The organism is Prosthecobacter sp. (assembly GCF_044222565.1).
Classification (GTDB): Bacteria; Verrucomicrobiota; Verrucomicrobiia; order Verrucomicrobiales; family Verrucomicrobiaceae; genus Prosthecobacter.
Window position 1 is genome coordinate 93946 of the sequence record NZ_JBGANA010000016.1, and the last position, 18979, is coordinate 112924.

The 18979-nt window shown below is 63.3% G+C and carries 1 protein-coding gene; it reads right to left on the reverse strand.

The window, feature by feature from the left end; translation table 11 throughout:
- Nucleotides 1–449: 449 nt before the first annotated feature.
- Nucleotides 450–18959, reverse strand: coding sequence for a putative Ig domain-containing protein (locus tag ACILSR_RS21875; RefSeq protein WP_395751928.1), 18510 nt, complete (start codon nucleotides 18957–18959; stop codon nucleotides 450–452).
- Between the last annotated feature and the right edge of the window lie 20 nt (nucleotides 18960–18979).

The window sequence follows — 18979 nt, forward strand, 5'->3', positions numbered from 1 at the left end:
GTAGGTTTCGTTGGTTTTGATGGTTCTTTTTTGAGGGGAGAGATTTTATCGGTGGGGGAACCGACCGAGAAACTTCAAGAACTTCAACCGATTCAACGTTGGGGTGTTTCTCCCAGACGACTGGCCCTGGCTGGCGAGAGCCTTCTGCGTAGGGGTTGGTGTGACATACCCCGTTGAAGTTGTTGATGTTCGTATTGGCAGCTCCTGGTCCCCGGTGGGCTCGGTTTCCAGTTTCCAACCCTATGTACTTAGGGTGGGAAACTGGAAACCAAGCGGAGGTCGCGTTTTCGGCGGATTCTCCGCCTTCACGGAAAAGTACCTCTCTGGAAAAGCACCAACAAAACCAACGAAACCACCAAAACCGGTCTCTGTGGTTCCTTTTGCCGGGACGACGAAGCTCTACCAGCGGTGGCATCTTCCTTATCTTTCCTACCTTTGCACACTCACCCTCACCACGGCGCACTCTGCTGCAACTGCAGCGGGGCGGTGCGGATGAGGAAGTAGCCGTGGAAGGGCTGCAAGGTGGCGGCGGGGGCTGGGGTGGTCTGCGGCACCCAGGCGGGTGGGGTGGTAGAGCCGTCGAGGTAGTAGCCGGTGTAGCTGCTGGCGCCGGCGGTGGTGTCACCATCCCAGAGGCGGAAGCGGTCGGCGGTTTCGGCGGTGAGGCCGGAGCTGAGACCGGTGACCGGGGCAGGGGAGATGACGGGCCAGCCAGGGGCCACGAGCTGCGTGCCAGAGACGAGCGGTGTCACGAAGCTGGTCACGCGCACTTCACCGGTGAACATGAGCGTGGTGCCGTTGCCGCGCACCTGCACCAGCGCGGCTTCATGTGCGGCCACGGGGCGGGCGCTCATGCTGAGCACACCGCTGAGCCAGGTGTCCGTGTCCTGCGTGAGAGTGGTGAAGTTGCTCGCGGCAGGATCAAAGAAGAGCACGCGGTCGTCGCTGCTGAATGCGGCCGGCGGCAGCAGTTCGGCCAGCGTGTGGTGCAGGCGGATGGCGATGCGTGCATTGGCGAGCCCGGCATATGACTGACTGGTATTTTGCAGCACCACGGTGTTTCCGGAGCTGGCGGCGCTGTCGATGTCAAAGCGCTGTCCGGCCAGCGTGCCATCGAGTGCTTCGAGGTAGAGCGATCCGGCTGGCAGCGTGAGAATCGCCGGCAGCATGATCTCATTGGAGCTGGCGGAGACGGCGCGGCCGGTGAAGAAGGCGGCATTGAGCAGCGGCATGCTGAAGGTGCGCGAACCGGTCGCGAAGCTCTGGCGGCCCCAGCCCTGAATGGCGGATGTTACAGTGGCTTCAGGCACGCCGTCGCGGTTGGCATCGAGATCCACGTGCAGGCGGACGAATCCGGTGTCGAGCCCCTTGAAGACGAGGAGTTTTTCCAGGCTCGCATACGCGCGGGTCAGGGTGCCGTCGGCGTTGATCGTCGTGGTGGCGGCCATGGAGAGCTTCTTCCATGCGGAGGCGTTGCCCGCCTGGGAGAGATCGGTGAGGGTTTCCAGGCTGATGCTGAGATCGTCATGCGTGCCGGAGGGCACCGTGAGCAGCGCGGTGAGGCTGCCAGTGGCGGCGTCATGCGTGAGGGTGAAGCGATTTGCCTGCAGCGGGTTGCCGGGGTCGGTGCCGAGCGCGTACTCCATCAGGTTGGCCAGTCCGTCTTCATCAGGGTCATCGGTGGCCTTGCCGATGTTGCTGTCCTGGCTCCACAGCGCAAAGGTGGTGGCTCCGGGCAGCACGCTGGCGGTGAAGCCGCCGGTGACGATGTAGCGGCGGATGGCCTCGCTGGCGGCAAAGCCGGTGCCCGCAGGAGCGACGATGCCGAGATCGCGTGTCAGATCCACCCGTGCGTCCATGCTGTCATCAATGCTGCCTTCAGCACCGGATTCAGCGGTGCCCGTTGGGCAGAATCCAGGGCGCAGGGTGAAGAGGCTCGTGCTGGCGCCGTTCACGGCGGGGTTGCTGTTGTAGATGAGGTCCTGGCCTGCGTCGTCATCGCCTGCCACCACGTTGGACATTGGCAGCAGTCCTTCCAGCGGAGCGCCCGAGGAGAATTGCGATGGCGGAATGTAGAGGAAGTAGGTGCCGGGGTTCAGGCCGTCGAGGAAGTAGCGGCCTTTGCAGGAGCAGCCGGAGGTGCCTGCGCTCACGGGATCATCCACGCCCGGTGTGGCGCCCTGGGCGTAGAGTTCCACGTAGATGTTGCCAAGGCTTTCACCTTCATTGCGGTGGCCGTCGCCGTTGATGTCCAGGAAGATCATGTTGCCCACGCCCACGCTGGACCAGAGGCCAAAGTCCACAGTGAGATTGGTGTCTGGGTCTGAATCGCCATCGGTGATGGATTCCGCGCCGCCGGAGAGCGTGACGATGGGGCTGAAGAGAGGCTTGCCGGAGCCGCCGGGCTGCGCGCCATCGTTGTTGTTGTCGATGTTGTCATCGCTCGTGTCCGCCGTGCCGCCGGTGAAGAGGTAGTCCGAGGGAGGCGTCACTTTGATGTAGTATTTGCCGGCGGGCAGGGAGTTGAAGAGGTAGGCGCCCGTGCCGTCTGTGGTGAGGCTGCTGCCCACCTGGGTGTCCGCCGCAGTGCCGCTGCCGCCGATGGCGTTGTCATCGCCGGGGGTGAAGAGCTGCACGGTGGCGCTGGCTACGCCGGGTTCGCTCGTATCCTTGACTCCGTTGTTGTTGGAATCTTCAAAGACGAGGTTGCCAATGGAGAGCGTGTGCACCTGCAGCGTGACGTTGAAGGACTGTGCGCAGGCATTTGCATCGGTCACGCGGATGGTCACAGGGAAGACGCCCTTGGCATTCGGAGTGCCGCTGAGCACGCCGTTGGAGGCCAGCAGCACGCCGCCGGGTAGGTCGCCGCTCAGGAGGGCAAAGGTGTAGGCAGAGGTGCCGCCGGAAGCCGTGAGAGTCTGCGTGTAGGGAGCACCCAGATACGCGGGCGGCAGCGTGCCATTCGGAGAAATGGCCAGCGTGGGGCAGACCGGTGTGAGCGTGTAGCTGGCGGTGCCCGCGCAGCCGTCCGCAGCTGTGGCTTTCACGGTAAAGGTGGCGGAGGTGGAGCTTGGTGTGGTGCCGCTGATCGTACCGCTGCTGCTCAGTGTCATGCCCGTGGGCAGGCTGCCGCTGGTCAGCGTGAAGGTGTAGGGAGAGACACCGCCCGCTGCGGTGATGACCTGCGTGTAAGCCGTGCCCACCGTCGGTGTGGCCAGCGTGGCTGGCGTTTGCGTGATGACGGGGCAGATCTTGATGGAGACCACGGAACTGCCCGTGCAGCCATTCGCATCCGTGGTGCGGATGGTCACGCTGACTCCGGTGCCATTGGCAGTGGTGGGTGTGCCGCTGATCACACCGCTGCTCGGATTGAGCGAGAGACCCGCTGGCAGCGCGCCGCTGGTAACCGTCCACGCGGAGTAAGGCGCGATACCGCCCGCACCGGCTAGCGTCTGGGTGTAGGCCACTCCGACATTGCCTGTCGTGAGTGTGGCAGGACCCACGGTGACCGTGGGGCACGCAGGTGTCACCGTGTAGCTCGTGCTGCCCGTGCAACCATTGGAGTCCGTGGCACGCACTGTGAAGGTGGCCGCCAGAGTGCTTGTCGGTGTGCCCGAGATCACTCCCGTGCTGGCGTTCAAACTCAGGCCCGCAGGCAGGGTGCCGCTGCTGACCGCAAAGGTCACAGTGCCGATGCCGCTGGTGGAGGTGACGGTCTGTGAGTAGGCGCTGTTCACGGTGCCGTTGATCAGCGTGGCAGGACCGACGGTGATGGTCTGGCAGGCAGGTGTCAGCGAGTAGCTGCGTGAGCCCGAGCAGCCGTTCGCGTCGGTGGCGCTGATTGTGAAGTTTGCAGCCGTGGTGGTGGTGGGCGTTCCGGAGATCACACCGGTGCTGCTATTGATCGTCAAACCGGTCGGCAGACTGCCGCTGGCCAAGGCATACACATACGGCGTAGCTCCGCCGGATGCGCTGATGGTCTGCGAGTAGCTGCTGCCCGCTGTGGCCGCAGCCAATGTGGTGGGGCTGACCGAGACGACCGGGCAGATCTTGAGCGAGATCACTCCGGAGACGCTGCAACCCCGTGCATCGGTGGTACGCACCGTGAAGCTCACGCCGGCACCGTTGGAGGCCGTCGGCGTGCCGGAGATGACGCCAGCAAGGCTGAGCGAGAGGCCTGAGGGCAACGTGCCGCTGGTGACCACCCACGAGCCATACGGGGCCGTGCCGCCATTGCCGCTGAGCGTTTGAGAATAGAGGGAGCCCACTGTGCCAGCGGCTGCTGTCGTCGGCGTGATGGACATCGTCGGGCATGCCGGAGTGATGGTGTAGCTCTGCGTGCCGCTGCAGCCGTTCGCATCCGTGGCCTTGATCGTGAAGGTGGCGCTGTTCGGACTGTCCGGCATGCCGCTCAGCGTTCCCGAAGTGCTCAGCGTGGCCCAGGTGGGCAGTGCTCCACCGGCCACTGAGAAGGTGTAGGAGCCAGTGCTGCCGGAAGCCGTGAAGGTCTGGGAGTAAGCTGTGCTCACCGTCGGCGTCGCAGGCGTGGTGGGCGCCAGCGTGATGACCGGGCAGACCTGCAGCGTGAAGGCCTGCGTGCCCTGGCAGCCATAGGTGTCCGTCACGCGGATGGAAACGCTCACGCCTGCGCCATTGGTGGCGGTGGGAGTGCCGCTGATCACACCCGTGCTCGCATTGAGCGTGAGTCCCGCCGGCAGCGTGCCGCTGGTCACGGTGAATCCGCTGTAAGGTGCGGTGCCGCCGGATGGCGTGAGTGTCTGCGAATACAGAGCGCCCACGATGCTCTGTGCGGGCACGGCAGGCGCAAGGCTGATGGCCGGACACCCCGGCGTAACCGTGTAGCTCTGCGTGCCGGCGCAGCCATTGGCATCCGTGGCCTTCACCGCGAAAGTGGCGGCGGTGGTCGTCGTCGGCGTGCCGCTCAGCACTCCCGCGGAACTCAGCGTTGCCCAGGCGGGCAGCGTGCCGCTGGCAAGCGTGAAGGTATAAGGGACAGTGCCGTTGGCAGCGGAGAGTGACTGCGAATACGCCGTGCCCACCACCGGAGCTGGCAGAGTCGCTGGCGAGAGCGTCACGACCGGGCAGATCTGCAGGATGATGGAGCGCGAGCCCTGGCAGCCATTGGCGTCATTCACACGCACGGTGATCGTCGTCGCAGGGCTGACGACGGCCGTCGGCGTGCCGCTGATCACACCGCTGCTCGCATTGAGAGAGAGACCTGCCGGAAGCGTGCCGCTGGTGAGCGTCCATGCGCTGTAAGGCGCGGTGCCGCCGCTGGCGGTCAGCGTCTGCGAATATGCCGTGCCCACCGTGCCTTGTGCCAGCGCTGACTGGGTGATGGTTATCGTCGGGCAAACCGGTGCCACTGTATAACTCAGCGTGCCCGTGCAGCCGTTCGCATCGGTGGCTTTCACCGTGAAGGTGGCGGAGGTGGTCGTCGTCGGTGTGCCGCTCAGCACCCCGGCGGAGGAAAGCGTGGCCCAGGTGGGCAGCGCACCGCCCGCAAGCGTGTAGGTGTAGGCAGCAGAGCTGCCGCTCGCGGTGATGCTCTGCGAGTAGGCAGTGCCCACTATCGGTGTGGGCAGCGTGGCCGGCGCGAGCGTGATGACCGGGCAGATGATCAGATTGATCGTGCGTGTGCCACTGCAACCGTTCGCATCCGTGGCGCGGAAGGTGAGCAAGACGCCGCTGGCATTGCTGGTGGTCGGTGTGCCGCTGAGGACTCCCGTTCCTGCATTGAGCGTGAGGCCCGCTGGCAGCGTGCCGCTGCTCACGGCAAAGGTGTAGCCTGCCGTGCCACCGCTGGCGGTGAGCGTCTGCGAGTAGGCCGTGCCGACGAGACCGCTCGGAAGCGTGGTCGGATTCACCGTGACCGTCGGACACACCGGCGTGATCGTGTAGCTGGTGCTGCCGGTGCAGCCATAGGAGTCCGTGGCCAGAATGCTGAAGGTCGCGCTGCTGCTGCTCGTCGGCGTGCCGGAGATGACACCCGCGCTGCTCAACGTGAGGCCTGCCGGCAGGGCGCCGCTGCCGACGCTGAAGGTGTAAGGCGCCAGACCGCCGCTCGAAGTCACCGTCTGCGAATAAGCCGTGCCCACCGTCGGCGTAGCTATCGTGGACGGCGTCACCGCGATGGGCAGACAGGTGATGGTGACGAGGTAGTCTTCCACTTCGCCCGTTCCGCTCGCTCCGATGGAGGTCGGATTTTGAGTGCTTGTCAGGCGGAAGCGCGCGCCCCGCTGGCCGGGCACTGCACCCACCGGCACGACGAAGTTCACCGTCTGCGTCACACCATTGGTGCCCGTGGCGATGCTCGTGTTCGTGGCGATCTGCTCGCCTGCATCGGCAAACGAGCCGTTGTTGTTGAAGTCGATCCACGCATTCAGGTAGCCCGCCGCGCCGCTGTTGTTCGTCACCACGACGCTGGCGCTGCCTGCGGTGCCGGGCGTCTGGCTTCCCAGAGTCACTCCATCTTCGTCATCGCTGCCGGTGATGTCATCGCCCGTTGCCGTGCCATTGAGAGTGGAGAGGTATTCTGTGTCTGCCAGCGCACCCATGCGCAGATTGGAACTTGCGATGCTGGAGGCGTCCGCCGCTCCGTTCCAGTCGCCAAAGTCAGTCGTCGGCACAGCGATCGGCGTCACATAGTCCTCCACTTCGCCATTGCCCGCGGTGCCGGTCACGCCCGGAGAGGCGACATCCGTCAGACGCACGCGCAGGCCCAGGTTGGACCCAGTCACTGCATTCGCCGGGACGGTGATGTTGATGTTCTGTGTGCCGCCATTGACGCCGTTGGCAATGACCACATTGGTGGCGATCTGTTCTCCCGCATCCGTGAGCACGCCGTTGTTGTTGTAGTCGATCCAGATGTTCAGATACGCATTCGCTCCACTGGTGTTGGTCACCACCACCGGGATCGTTGCGGGAGCGCCGGCGGTGAAGGAAGGCAGCGTCACGCCGTCTTCATCGTCCGTGCCGGTGATGTCATCTCCCGTGGCGCCGACGTTGCGGGTGGAGACATATTCGGTGTCCACCAGCGCACCGAGGCGCAGGGTTCCATTGGCGGTGGAGGCCGCGTCCGCCAGTCCGCTCCAGTCGCCGTAATCCAGCTGCGGACGTGCGATGTTGACCAGATAATCCTCCACCTCACCAAGACCAGCAGCGCCCGTGGAGCCTGGGGATGAAACCGAGGTGAGACGCACGCGCACGGCCAGATTGGTGCCCGTCAGCGCGGTCGCGGGAACGGTGATGCTGAGATTCTGTGTGGCGTTTGCGGTGCCGGTGGGGATGCTGACATTTGTAGCGACCTGTTCGCCCGCATCCGTGAGGATGCTGTTGTTGTTGTAGTCGATCCACACGTTCAGGAATGCAGCGGCGCCAGTGTTGTTGGTCACGACGACAGGCAGCGTCGCGGGAGCGCCCGCTGTCAGCGTCGGCAGTGTCAGGCCGTCTTCGTCCGCCTGACCGGTGATGTCGTCGCCAGTGGCTGTCAGGTTCGTGGTGGCCACGTATTCCACATCCGTCAGCAGGCCGAGTTTCAAATTCGAATTGGCAGTGCTGCTTGCGTTTGCCAGCGCAGAGTTGTCGCCGAAATCCGTTGTAGGCAGCGCGATGGTCACAGTGTAATCTTCCACCTCGCCCAGGCTGGCGAGCGCGCCGCTGGCTCCGGGCGAACTGACTGCCGTGAGGCGGAAGCGCACGCCCAGCGCCGTCCCCGTCACCGCGCTCGCAGGCACCGTGATGCTTGGGTTCATCGTCACGCCATTGCTGCCGGTGGCGACGCTCAAGTTGGTGATGATCTGCTCACCGCTGTCCGTCGGCACGCCATTGTTGTTGAAATCGATCCACGCATTGAGGAAGGCCGCTGACCCGGTGGTGTTGGTCACCACGACCGGGATGGTCAGAGTCTGTCCTGCGGTCATGGCGGGCAGCACCACACCGTCTTCGTCCGCCTGGCCGGTGATGTCATCGCCCGTTGCCGTGGCATTCGATGTGCCGGTATACTCCGCGTCCACCAGCGCCCCCAGGCGCAGGCCGGTGCCGGCGGCGTTGCTGGCGCTGGAGAAGCCGCTGAAGTCGCCGAAATCTGTCGTTGGGGAGGCGATGTTGACCAGATAGTCCTCCACTTCACCATTGCCGCTCTGGCCCGTGGAGCCGGGCGTGCTGGTGGAGGTGAGGCGCACGCGCACGCCGAGATTGGTGCCCACCGTCGCGGTGGCCGGCACGGTGATGTTCAGGTTTTGCACCGCGTTGCTCGTGCCGTTGGCAACGACCGTGTTGCTGGCGATCTGCTCGCCCGCATCCGTGAGCACGCCGTTGTTGTTGTAGTCGATCCAGGCATTGATGAAGGCGGTCGCTCCGCTGGTGTTGGTCACGGTGACCGGAATGACGGCCGGTCCTCCCGCGGTCATGGATGGCAGCGTCACTCCGTCTTCGTCGTCCGTGCCGGTGATGTCGTCTCCCGTGGCGGTGGTGTTTGTGGTCTGCGCATATTCAGTGTCGGTCAGCGCACCGATTTTCATCGTGCTGATCTGTGTGCTGCTGGCGCTGCCAAAGCCGGAGAAGTCGCCGAAGTCCGTTGTCGGCGCGGCGATGTTCACCACATAGTCTTCCACTTCACCAGCCAGACCGTTTGCCCCGGTGGGGCCGAGGCCGCTGGGGGCGGAAAGGCGGAAGCGCAGGCCCACGTTCGTGCCGGTCACGGCATTGGCTGGCACGGCTACAGTGAGGTTGGTCACCCCATTGTTCGTTCCCGTGGCGATATTGAGATTGGTCGCAATCTGCTCTCCGCTGTCAGTGAGCACGCCATTGTTGTTGAAATCGATCCACGCATTCAGGTAGCCGATCGCGCCGGTGGTGTTCGTGATGGTCACGGGGATCGTCACCGTCTGGCCAGCGATCATCGAAGGCACGGTCACACCGTCTTCATCGTCCGTGCCGGTCGTGTCATCACCCGTGGCGGTGGCATTGCGGGTGGAGGCAAATTCCGTGTCGATCAGCGCGCCGATGTGCAGAGCGGGGTTGGCGCCTTGGGAGGCGTCCGCAAAGCCGCTGAAGTCGCCAAAGTCCGTCGTCGGCGCGGAGATGTTCACGATGTAATCCTCCACCTCTCCATTGCCCGCTGCTCCCGTGGAAAGTGCTCCACTCGTGCTGGTGAGGCGGAAGCGTGCTCCCAGGTTCACGCCCGTCAAAGCCGTCGCCGGAATGTTGATGTTCAGGTTTTGTGCCACATTGCTGGTGCCCGTGGAGACAGCCAAGTTCGTGGCGATCTGTTCGCCCGAGTCCGTCAGCACGCCGTTGTTGTTGTAGTCGATCCAGGCGTTGAGGTACACCGTCGCACCGCTGGTGTTCGTGGCCAGCACTGGAAGGGTCACCGGCGCTCCGGCCGTCAGGGCAGGGAAGGTCACCGCGTCTTCGTCATCCAGGGCCGTGATGTCGTCCCCGGTGGCGGTGGCATTCGTTGTCTGCACATATTCGGTGTCGGTCAGCAGGCCCAGCTTGATCGTGCTGTTCTGCACGCTGCTGGCGCTGCCAAAGCTGGCGAAGTCGCCGAAGTCCGTCGTCGCCGGTGCGATGTTCACCACATAGTCTTCCACTTCGCCCACGCCGCCCGCGCCGGTGGAGCCTGGGGAGATGTCCGTGCTGATGCGGAACCGCGCGCCCACGTTGGTGCCCGTCTGCGCCGCCGCCGGCACGGTGATGTTGAGGTTCTGCGTGGCATTGCTCGTGCCTGTGACGATGGAAACATTGCTGGCGATCTGCTCGCCCGCATCGGTGAAGACGCCGTTGTTGTTGTAGTCTATCCATGCGTTCAGATAACCCACGCTGCCCGAGGTGTTGGTCACGACGACCGGAATGGTGGCCGGTGCGCCCGCCATCAGAGAGGGCAGCGTTACGCCGTCTTCGTCATCACTGCCGATCACATCATCCCCCGTGGCCGTGGCGTTCCGGGTCGAGCTGTATTCCGTGTCCACCAGCGTGCCCAGGCGTACATTGGTGCTGGCTGTGTTGGACACGTCCGGCGCTCCGCTGAAGTCACCGAAATCTGTCAGCGGTGCCAGGATCACGATGGTGTGGTCTTCCACTTCGCCATTGCCGGCGCCGCCGGTGGGGCCGGGGCTGGCCACACTGGTCAGGCGCAAACGTGTGCCCAGGCTGGTGGCGGCCGTCACGGCGTTCGTCGGCACCGTAAAGTTCACCACCTGGCTGTCGCCGTCGGTTCCATCCGCGATGAGAATGTCACTGGCAATCTGTTCTCCCGCATCCAGCAGCGAGCCATTGTTGTTGAAGTCGATCCAGGCGTTCAAGTAAGCCGGAGCGCCGCTGGTGTTCGTCAGGATGACGGAGACAGAACCTGGCTGGCCCGCCGTCATGGACGGGAAGACCACGCTGTCCTCGTCATCGCTGCCGGTGGTGTCATCCCCTGTGGCCGCAGTGTTCTTGGTGGCGCTGCCTTCCGCATCCACCAGGGCGCCGAGCATCAGGCTGCTGTTCACGGTGCTGAAGGCGTCTGCAAAGCCCGAGTAGTCTCCAAAGTCCGTGGTCGGCACCACGATCGTAGTCACGTAGTCCTCCACTTCGCCGTTGCCGCTCAAACCGGTGGAGCCTGGAGAGCTGGTGCTGGTCAGGCGCACGCGCACACCTGCCGTGCCGAGGCTGGCACCTACGGGTGCGGTGAAGTTGATGACCTGTGTTCCATTGGACGTGCCGGTCGTGATGGCGGTGTTCACCGCGATCTGCTCTCCTGAGTCCGTAAGCAAGCCGTTGCGGTTGAAGTCGATCCACGCATTCAGGTAGCTCGCGCTGCCGGAGGTGTTGGTGACTCTTGCCGTGAGGCTGCCTGCCGCTCCCTGCGCAATGTTGAGCGGCACCGTCACTCCGTCTTCGTCATCCGTGCCGTCTAGGTCGTCTCCTGTCGCTGTGCTGTCAGGCATGTTGCTGCCTTCCGCATCCACCAGCAGCCCCAGTTTCAGAGTGTTGTTCGACTTGCTGCTCGCACTGCCAAAGCTGGCATAGTCTCCAAAGTCTGACGTCGCCACGATCGTGGTGGTGTAGTCCTCCACCTCGCCGGTGCCGATGGTGCCGGTCGGGCCCGGGCTGCTGACGGAGGTCAGGCGCACGCGCACTCCAGTGGTGCCCGTTTTCACTGCGGCGGGCACTGTGAAGCTGATCGTTTTGTTGGAGTTGGAGGTGCCTGTCGCGATCACCGTGTTGGTGGCGATCTGCTCTCCGGAGTCCGTCAGCACGCCGTTGCCATTGTAGTCGATCCAGGCGTTCAGGTAGGCGCTTGCGCCCGAGGTGTTGCTCACGTTCACCGTCATTGAGCTGGCGACGTTTTGAGTGATGGTCGCGGGCACAGTCACACCGTCTTCATCATCGCTTCCCGTTGTGTCATCACCCGTGGCCGTGGCGCTCATCGTGGATTGCCCTTCCACGTCCGTCAGTGCGCCGATCTTCAGCGTCGAGTTCAGGGTGCTGCCAGCCGGGCCGAAGGAGCTGTAGTCGCCGTAATCGATGGTCGGCGCTCCAATCGTCACGATGTAGTCTTCCGTCTCTCCCACGCCACCCGTTCCGGTGGAGCCTGGAGTCGCCGCGCCTGTGAGACGAACTCGTACTCCGCGTGAGGCACCCACGGATGCCCCCACAGGGACGGTGAAGGTCACATTCACCGTGGCCGCACTGGTGCCAGCCGTCACGGGAGTGTCCACGGCGATCTGTTCACCCGAATCCGTCAGCACGCCGTTGTTGTTGAAATCAATCCACGCATTCAGGTAAGCCGTCGTGCTGCCGCTGTTGGTCACCACCACCGGAATGGTCACAGTTGACCCTGCGGTGATCGAGCCGGGCAAGGTTGCACCATCTTCATCATCGCTTCCCGTGGTGTCATCGCCCGTGGCGCTGGCATTGCTGGTGCCGGTGACTTCCATGTCAATCAGCGAGCCGATTTTCAAAGTGCCGTTGCTTGTGTTGCTGGTGCTGGCAAAGCCGCTGAAGTCTCCGAAGTCCGTGTTTGGCGCGGGAGTGATCGTGTAGCTGATCGAGCCTGCGCATCCGTTCGCATCCGTGGCGGAGATCGTGAAGTTCGCGGTGGTCGGAGTCGTGGGCGTGCCAGAGATGACACCCGAGGACGTGTTCAGGCTCAGGCCCGCGGGCAGAGTGCCGGTGCTGACCGCAAACACATACGGCGTGGTGCCGTTGCTGGCGGTGACGGTCTGCGAATAGGCCGTTCCCACCGTGCTCGATGCGGGTGTGGACGGAGTAAGAGTGATCACCGGACAGATTCGCATGCTGTAGGCACGCGTGGCACTGCATGCAGACGGGATGGGGGGCGAGACCTTGGCTGAATTCACCAGACTGGTGCTGCTGGCGTCCACCCGTATTTCCATGTGGTCGTCATAGGTGGTCTGGCCGTTGCGGACGATGTAGATGCGGAACTGGCCCGTTCCACTGTTTCCTCCCGCCGTGGCGTCTGCATTGGTGGTCGTCACTGGCAGTCCCGCATTGAAGCTGGTGAGATTCCAGTCCGCAGGGCTGGTCGGATCATTTGCTCCTGCGCCTGTGTAGGTGAATTGGACCTGGCTCCAGTCGATGGGGCTGTTGGATCCGTCTTTGGGCAGCACGTAATCGCGAATGTTAAAGGTGTCGCCGGGGTTCAGGTCCAGGTTGTATGTGGAGAACGTGAGCTGGGGAACTGTGGCGGGTCCGGTGCCAGCTTTGACTGTGAACGAGTAGGCCCCTGCTGCCGATGGTGTGCCGCCAAGCGCGCCTGTGCTGGCGTTCAGGGTCAACCCCGTCGGCAGTGTTCCGCTGGCCACCGTCCAGGTGTAGCTCGCCGTAGGGGTGGCGCTCAAAGCAGCAGAGTACGCTGTGCCTTGCCGTCCCGGGTTGAGTGTGGTCGGTGTGATGGCAATGGCCGCGCAGGCGGGCGCGAGGGTGTAGGCACTGGTGGTGGAGCACCCGTTTGCATCCATCGCCCTGATGGTAAAGGTGGTGGAGGCCGTGCTTGTGGGGGTGCCGCTGATGACCCCCGTGCTGCTCAGGCTCAATCCTGCTGGCAATGTGCCGCTGCTCAAAGTGAAGGTGCATGCCGTCGCACTGCCGGATGCTGTGATGGTTTGAGAATACGCCGTGCCTGCCGTCGGTACGGAAAGAGTGGCTGGGGACAGAATCATCGACGGACACACCTGCAGGGAATAGGTCCTGCTGCTGGCGCAGCCGAAGCTGTTGGTGGCGGTGATGGTGATGCTGGTGCCAGCAGCGTTGCTGGTGGTGGGAGTGCCGCTGATGAGGCCGGTGCTGGCATTCAGCGTCAAGCCTGCCGGAAGCGTGCCGCTGGTCACGGTGAAGCTAAAAGCGGCCGAACCGCCGCTGGCGGTGATGGTCTGCGAGTAGGCCGTCCCGACGCTGCTGACGGCGAGAGTGCTCGGCGCAAGGGTGATCACAGGACAGGACTTGAGTGTGCGAACGAAGCTCGCCTGACATCCGTTGGCGTCGGTGACGAGGAAAGTAAGATTGGCGTCCGCGCCATTGCTTGCCGTGGGTGTGCCGGAGATGACACCTGCGCTGCTCAGCGTCAGACCGGCTGGCAGCGTTCCGCTGGAGAGGGAGTACGTGTAAGCGGCCGTCCCCCCTGTGGTGGTGAGGCTCTGGCTGTAGGCGGATCCTTGAATGGCAGTCGTCAGCGTGGCCGGACTCATGGACAGCACCGGGCAGACTTGCAGCGTGGCCGTCAGCGTCCCCTGGCAGCCGTTGGCATCTGTGGCGCGGAAGGTCAGGCTCACGCCCGCTCCGTTGGCAGTGGTCGGTGTGCCGCTGATCACACCGGTGCTTGCATTGAGCGTAAGTCCTGCGGGCAGAGTGCCGCTGCTCACCGCCCATGTGTATGAGGCCGTGCCACCGGTGGCGTTCAGTGTCTGACTGTAAGCCGTGCCAATGGCCGCATCTGGCAGCGTGGTGGGGGAAATGGTCACCACCGGGCAGGTCTGCAGGACGAGGGGCTTGGTGGCCGCACAGCTTTTCGCATCCGTGACGGCGAAGGTCACGCTAACACCGGCACCGTTCGCCGTGGTCGCTGTACCACTGATGACCCCGCTGCTGCTGAGGCTGAGGCCTGTGGGCAGCGTGCCTGAGCTCACCGTCCACGTATAAGGCGTTGTCCCGCCTGACGCAGCCAGCGTCTGGCTGTACGCGGTCCCCAGGAAGGCATCCGGTAGCGTGCTGGTGGTCACCGAAACGGTCGTGCAGGTCGGTGTGACGGTGTAGGAACGTGTGCCGGTGCATCCTCCCGCGTCGGTTGCACGGAGGGTGAAGCTGGCTGCCGCACCGCTCGTCGGTGTGCCGCTGACCACACCGGTGCTGGTGTTCAGGCTGAGTCCCGCTGGCAGCGTGCCGCTGCTCACCGCCCAGGTGTAGGGGGAGATGCCTCCCGATGCCGTGAATGTCTGCGTGTAGGCTGTCCCGAATGTCATCGCCGCAGGCGTCGTCGGAGCCACCGTGACCGATGCACATCCCAGGAATCCGAAGTCGATGCTCAGGTTGGTGTTGGAGTCGGTGTCGCCATCGGTGATTGATTCCGTGCCACCCGCGAGCCCGATCAGCGGACTCTGCACCGGCAGTCCTTGAGAGGTCTGGATGCCGTTGTCATCATTGTCCACGTCGTTATCGCTGCTGACCGTGGTGGTGCTGCTCAGCGGGAAAGACGCGGGCGGCGTCGGTATGTAGATGAAATACTGGCCCGGGGAGAGATTGCTGAAGGAATACAATCCGCCACCGGCGGTGGTGACGGTCGCAGCGGGAGTCGCCGTGACCGGATTCTGCCCGCCGAGGAAGAGCTGCAGGGTCACACCGTCGATGCCTGCTTCTCCCGTGTCTTTGATGCCGTTGTTGTTCACATCATTCCAGACCAAGCTGCCCAGCTTCATGGAAGGTGGTGCGCCGGGGCATGCCGCGCCATCCGAGTTTGTCACCGTCGGTCCGGAACCCACGATGGTGACTGATCCGTTCAAAACTCCGCTGGTGCGGTTGAACACGTAGAGAGTGTCCTGAGCGTTGGAAAGGTTCGAACTGCCGTAACCGTAGGCGAGGCCGTTGGCATCGATTGTCAGGGATCCAAAGGTCGAAAGAACCGCGGAGCCGATACGCGTGCACATACCAGTCGTGGTGTTGATTTCATGCAGACCGAGATTGGTGGTGTCATTGGTGTTGTATCCGTAGATTTTGCTCGTCAGCGGGTCCCAGACGATGTCTCCAAAGTTGCCGGTCGTGTTGGCTCCGGTTGAGGCATATTTGGTGATCACGGGACTGCCAACGACGGTGGCCGAGTTCAGGTCGATGGTGTAGAGGGCCGTCTGCGCATTGGAGAACGTATAGCGGTTGATGATCATCAAACCCGAGGTCAGCGCCGTTCCGCCGCCCCATTGGCCATCGGTCGGTGAGTTGGGAATTCCGGCGATCAGCCCCATGTCCACCAGGACGCCGAGAGAATTGATGCGGTACAGGTTTCCGCCGTTCTGATCCACGCAGTAGAGGTAGCCGCCGTAAGCAACAAGGCCGTTGAGCTTCTTGCCGTCGAACACGAAAATGGGCACCAAGGTCTGGTTGGTGTCGATGTAGTAGAGCGTGGTGTCCCAGTCGCCGGCCCCCGGAGTTCCTTCAACGTTTTGGATGATGTAGAAACGGTTGTCGCAAACAAAGGGGGAGCCGATGTTTGCCGCGAATCCGAAGTCAACGGTGTTGTCGATGTTGCCCGTGCCGGTGGAGCCTGGCTCGGTGCCTGGAACAAGCTGGATCACCGGGCTGTAGGCCGCAGTGCCGGAGCCGCCCGGCTGGCTGGCGTTGTTGTCGCCGTCCTGGCCGTTGTCGGTGGAATCTACAACGATGCTCGTGCGTGAAAGAGGCGGTGTGGGCACCTTGACATAATAATAACCACTGGTGAGACCGGAGAAATTGTACAAGCCGCCGCCTGAGCTCGTCATTGAGGTGACCTTCGTATCCGCACTGGTGCCGGTTCCGCCAATGGCATTGTCAACACCCGTCGACCATAGCTCGACGAGCACGCCATCGATGCCGCTTTCTCCGGGATCGAAGAGGCCGTTCTCATCGGAGTCATTCCAGATCATGTTGCCGATGCCGAGGCTGGGGGCGATCACAACGGTGTAGTCTTCGACCTCGCCATTGCCACTCGCGCCGGTGGATCCCGGACTGCTGGTGGAGGTCAGGCGCACACGCACGCCTGTGGTGCCGATTGACGCGCCGCTTGGAACGGTGAAGCTGATGGTCTTGTTGGAGTTCGACGTGCCGGTGGCGATGACTGTATTGGTCGCGATCTGCTCGCCGCTGTCGGTCAGGACCCCGTTTCGATTGTAGTCGATCCACGCGTTGAGATAAGCCGTGGCCCCGCTGGTGTTGGAGACGTTGACCGTGATCGTGCCCGCCGAGCCGAGCATGAGAGAGGCGGGAACGGTGACCCCGTCTTCGTCGTCACTGCCTGTGATGTCATCGCCCGTGGCTGTGGCATTCGTGGTCGCGCTCGCCTCAACGTCGATGGTTGCGCCTATCTTGAGGGTGGCGTTCATCGTGCTGCTGACGCTGCCAAAGCCGGAATAGTCACCGTAGTCTGCGGAGGTGGCCGGAGTGACCGTGTAGCTGCGTGTCGCGAGGCAGGCATTCGCATCCGTGGCACGAATTGTAAACGTGGCCGCCGTCCCGCTCGTGGGTGTGCCGGAAATCACACCCGTGCTCGTATTCAAACTCAAACCCGATGGCAGGCTGCCGCTGCTGACTGCATAGGTATAGGAGGAAACCCCGCCCGTGGCGCTCACAGTCTGGCTGTATGCCGCTCCCACGGAGCCGTTGGAAAGGGATGTGGGACTGATGGTGATGGTCGGGCAGGCTGTGGTGATCGAGAGGGATTGAGTTCCGTAGCCGCCATCAGCATCCAGGGCTTGAAGAACAAAACTGGCCGTTCCTCCCGTGCCGGTCGGCGTGCCGCTGATCACACCGGTGCTCGTGTTCAAAGTGAGGCCGCCCGGCAATGTCCCGCTGGCGATGCTCCATGTGTAAGTCGGGGACGAACGCACGACACTGAGGCCGCCGCTGCCTCCGACAAGTTTGAAGGAGGTGCTGAAGGCGCTCAGCGTGCCTGACGCCGCGAAGAGCTCGACGGCTTCACCACCGCCGAGTTCAAAGAACACGAGCTCGATGCTGTGCGTGCCCGCGGTGAGGGTGACCGTCCCGAACTTGTCGGTCGTCGCGTGCTGCGTGTCGTCGTTGATGACATTGACACCATCGATCCTCACGCGCACTCCGTCGTCGGAAGCCGTGGCGAAGGTCCATGCCCCAGCCGTCGGTATGGTGATAATACCTGAGGCTTTCAAGGCAAAATTATCCCCGGGTCCTCCTGGAAAGTCGGAGTCGGTGAAGTGGCCCCCACCCGCGCCGCTGCTGTTGAAAGAGACTGTCGCAGCCGCGCCGGTCCAGTTGCTCGTCCGGTTTGTGCCCGCCAGAACGGCGTCCGCGTTGGCGAGTGTTGCGATCGAAGTCGACGAAAAGGCTTGTTGAATGTCAAAGCCCGCCTCTTTGGCAGTCATCGTTTGCGAATACGCGGTGCCGCTGGTGCCATTCGGCATCGTGGTCGGAGTGATCGTGATGAGCGGACTGGTGGTGAATGACACCGTTTGATTTTTGGAACAGCCATACGCGTCCGTAGCTGTGATCGTGATCGAGTAAGTGTCGGAAAAAAGCGGCGTGCCGGTGATCACCTTGTTCGTCGCGTCAAAATCCATGCCTGCGGGCAGTCCCGTGGCGCTGAAGGTGTAAGGGGCCGTCCCCCCGGAAGCGCTGAAAGCGGTGGTTTGACTGTAGGCGCTGCCGATGATGCCCTGAGCGAGGGAAGTGGGCGCGATGCTGATGGCGGGACAGACCGGCGTGAGCGAGTAGTTGCGCGTGGTGGCCGGCGTGGTGCTGGTGGCCGTGCCGGATATCACCCCCGTGCTTGTATTGAGGCTCAGGCCCGAAGGCAGGCTGCCGGTGGAGATGGCATACGTGTAGGCGCTGGACCCGCCTGAAGCGGTGATCGTCTGGCTGTAGGCCACGCCCACTGTGCTGCCGGCCACCGTCGTGGGGCTGAGACTGATCGTGGGGCAGACCTGGACGTTGTAAGCCAGGCTGACCTGGCAGCCGGTGGAATCAGTGGCGCGGATGGTGACGCTGCTGCCGGAGCCGTTGCTGCCGGTGGGAGTACCGCTGATTACCCCCGAAGTGCTGAGCGAGAGGCCTGAGGGCATGGAACCCGAAGTGACCGCATAGGTGTAGGACCCTGTGCCGCCGGATGCGCTGATCGTCTGGCTGAAGGCTGTCCCCACATAGGCGTCTGGAATCGCCGTGGCCCCAGGACTCAGGCTGAGCGTGGGGCAGGCCAGCGTCATAACATAGTCTTCCACTTCTCCATTGCCGACGAGGCCGGTGGAGCCCGGTGTGCTTGTGGAAGTCAGGCGCACGCGCACACCTGCGGTGCCGACGCTCGCCGTGGCCGGCACCGTGAAGTTCACGGTCTTGTTGACCCCCGAAGTGCCGGTGGCGATCGTGGTGTTCGTAGCGACCTGTTCGCCGCTGTCGGTCAGCACGCCATTGCGGTTGAAGTCGATCCACACATTGAGATACACCGTGCTGCCGCTGGTGTTGGTGACATTCACCGTCATCGAGCTGGAGGCCCCAAGAGCCACGCTGCCCGGCACGGTCACGCCGTCTTCGTCATCGGAGCCGGTGGTGTCGTCCCCCGTCGCAGTGCTGTTGGACGTGATGGCGGTTTCGCTGTCCGTCGTGGCGCCGATTTTGATGGTGCTCACCGTAGTGCTGCTCGCGCTGGCAAACACCGAGTAATCGCTGAAATCCGTCGCCGCGCTGGCGGCCGATGCCCCGGCAAAGAATGCGCAGCACATGGAAACGATGAGACGCACCG

Coding starts and splice junctions, on each gene's coding strand:
- ACILSR_RS21875 (WP_395751928.1), bottom strand. CDS start 18,959: ATGTGCTGCGCATTCTTTGCCGGGGCATCGGCCGCCAGCGCGGCGACG.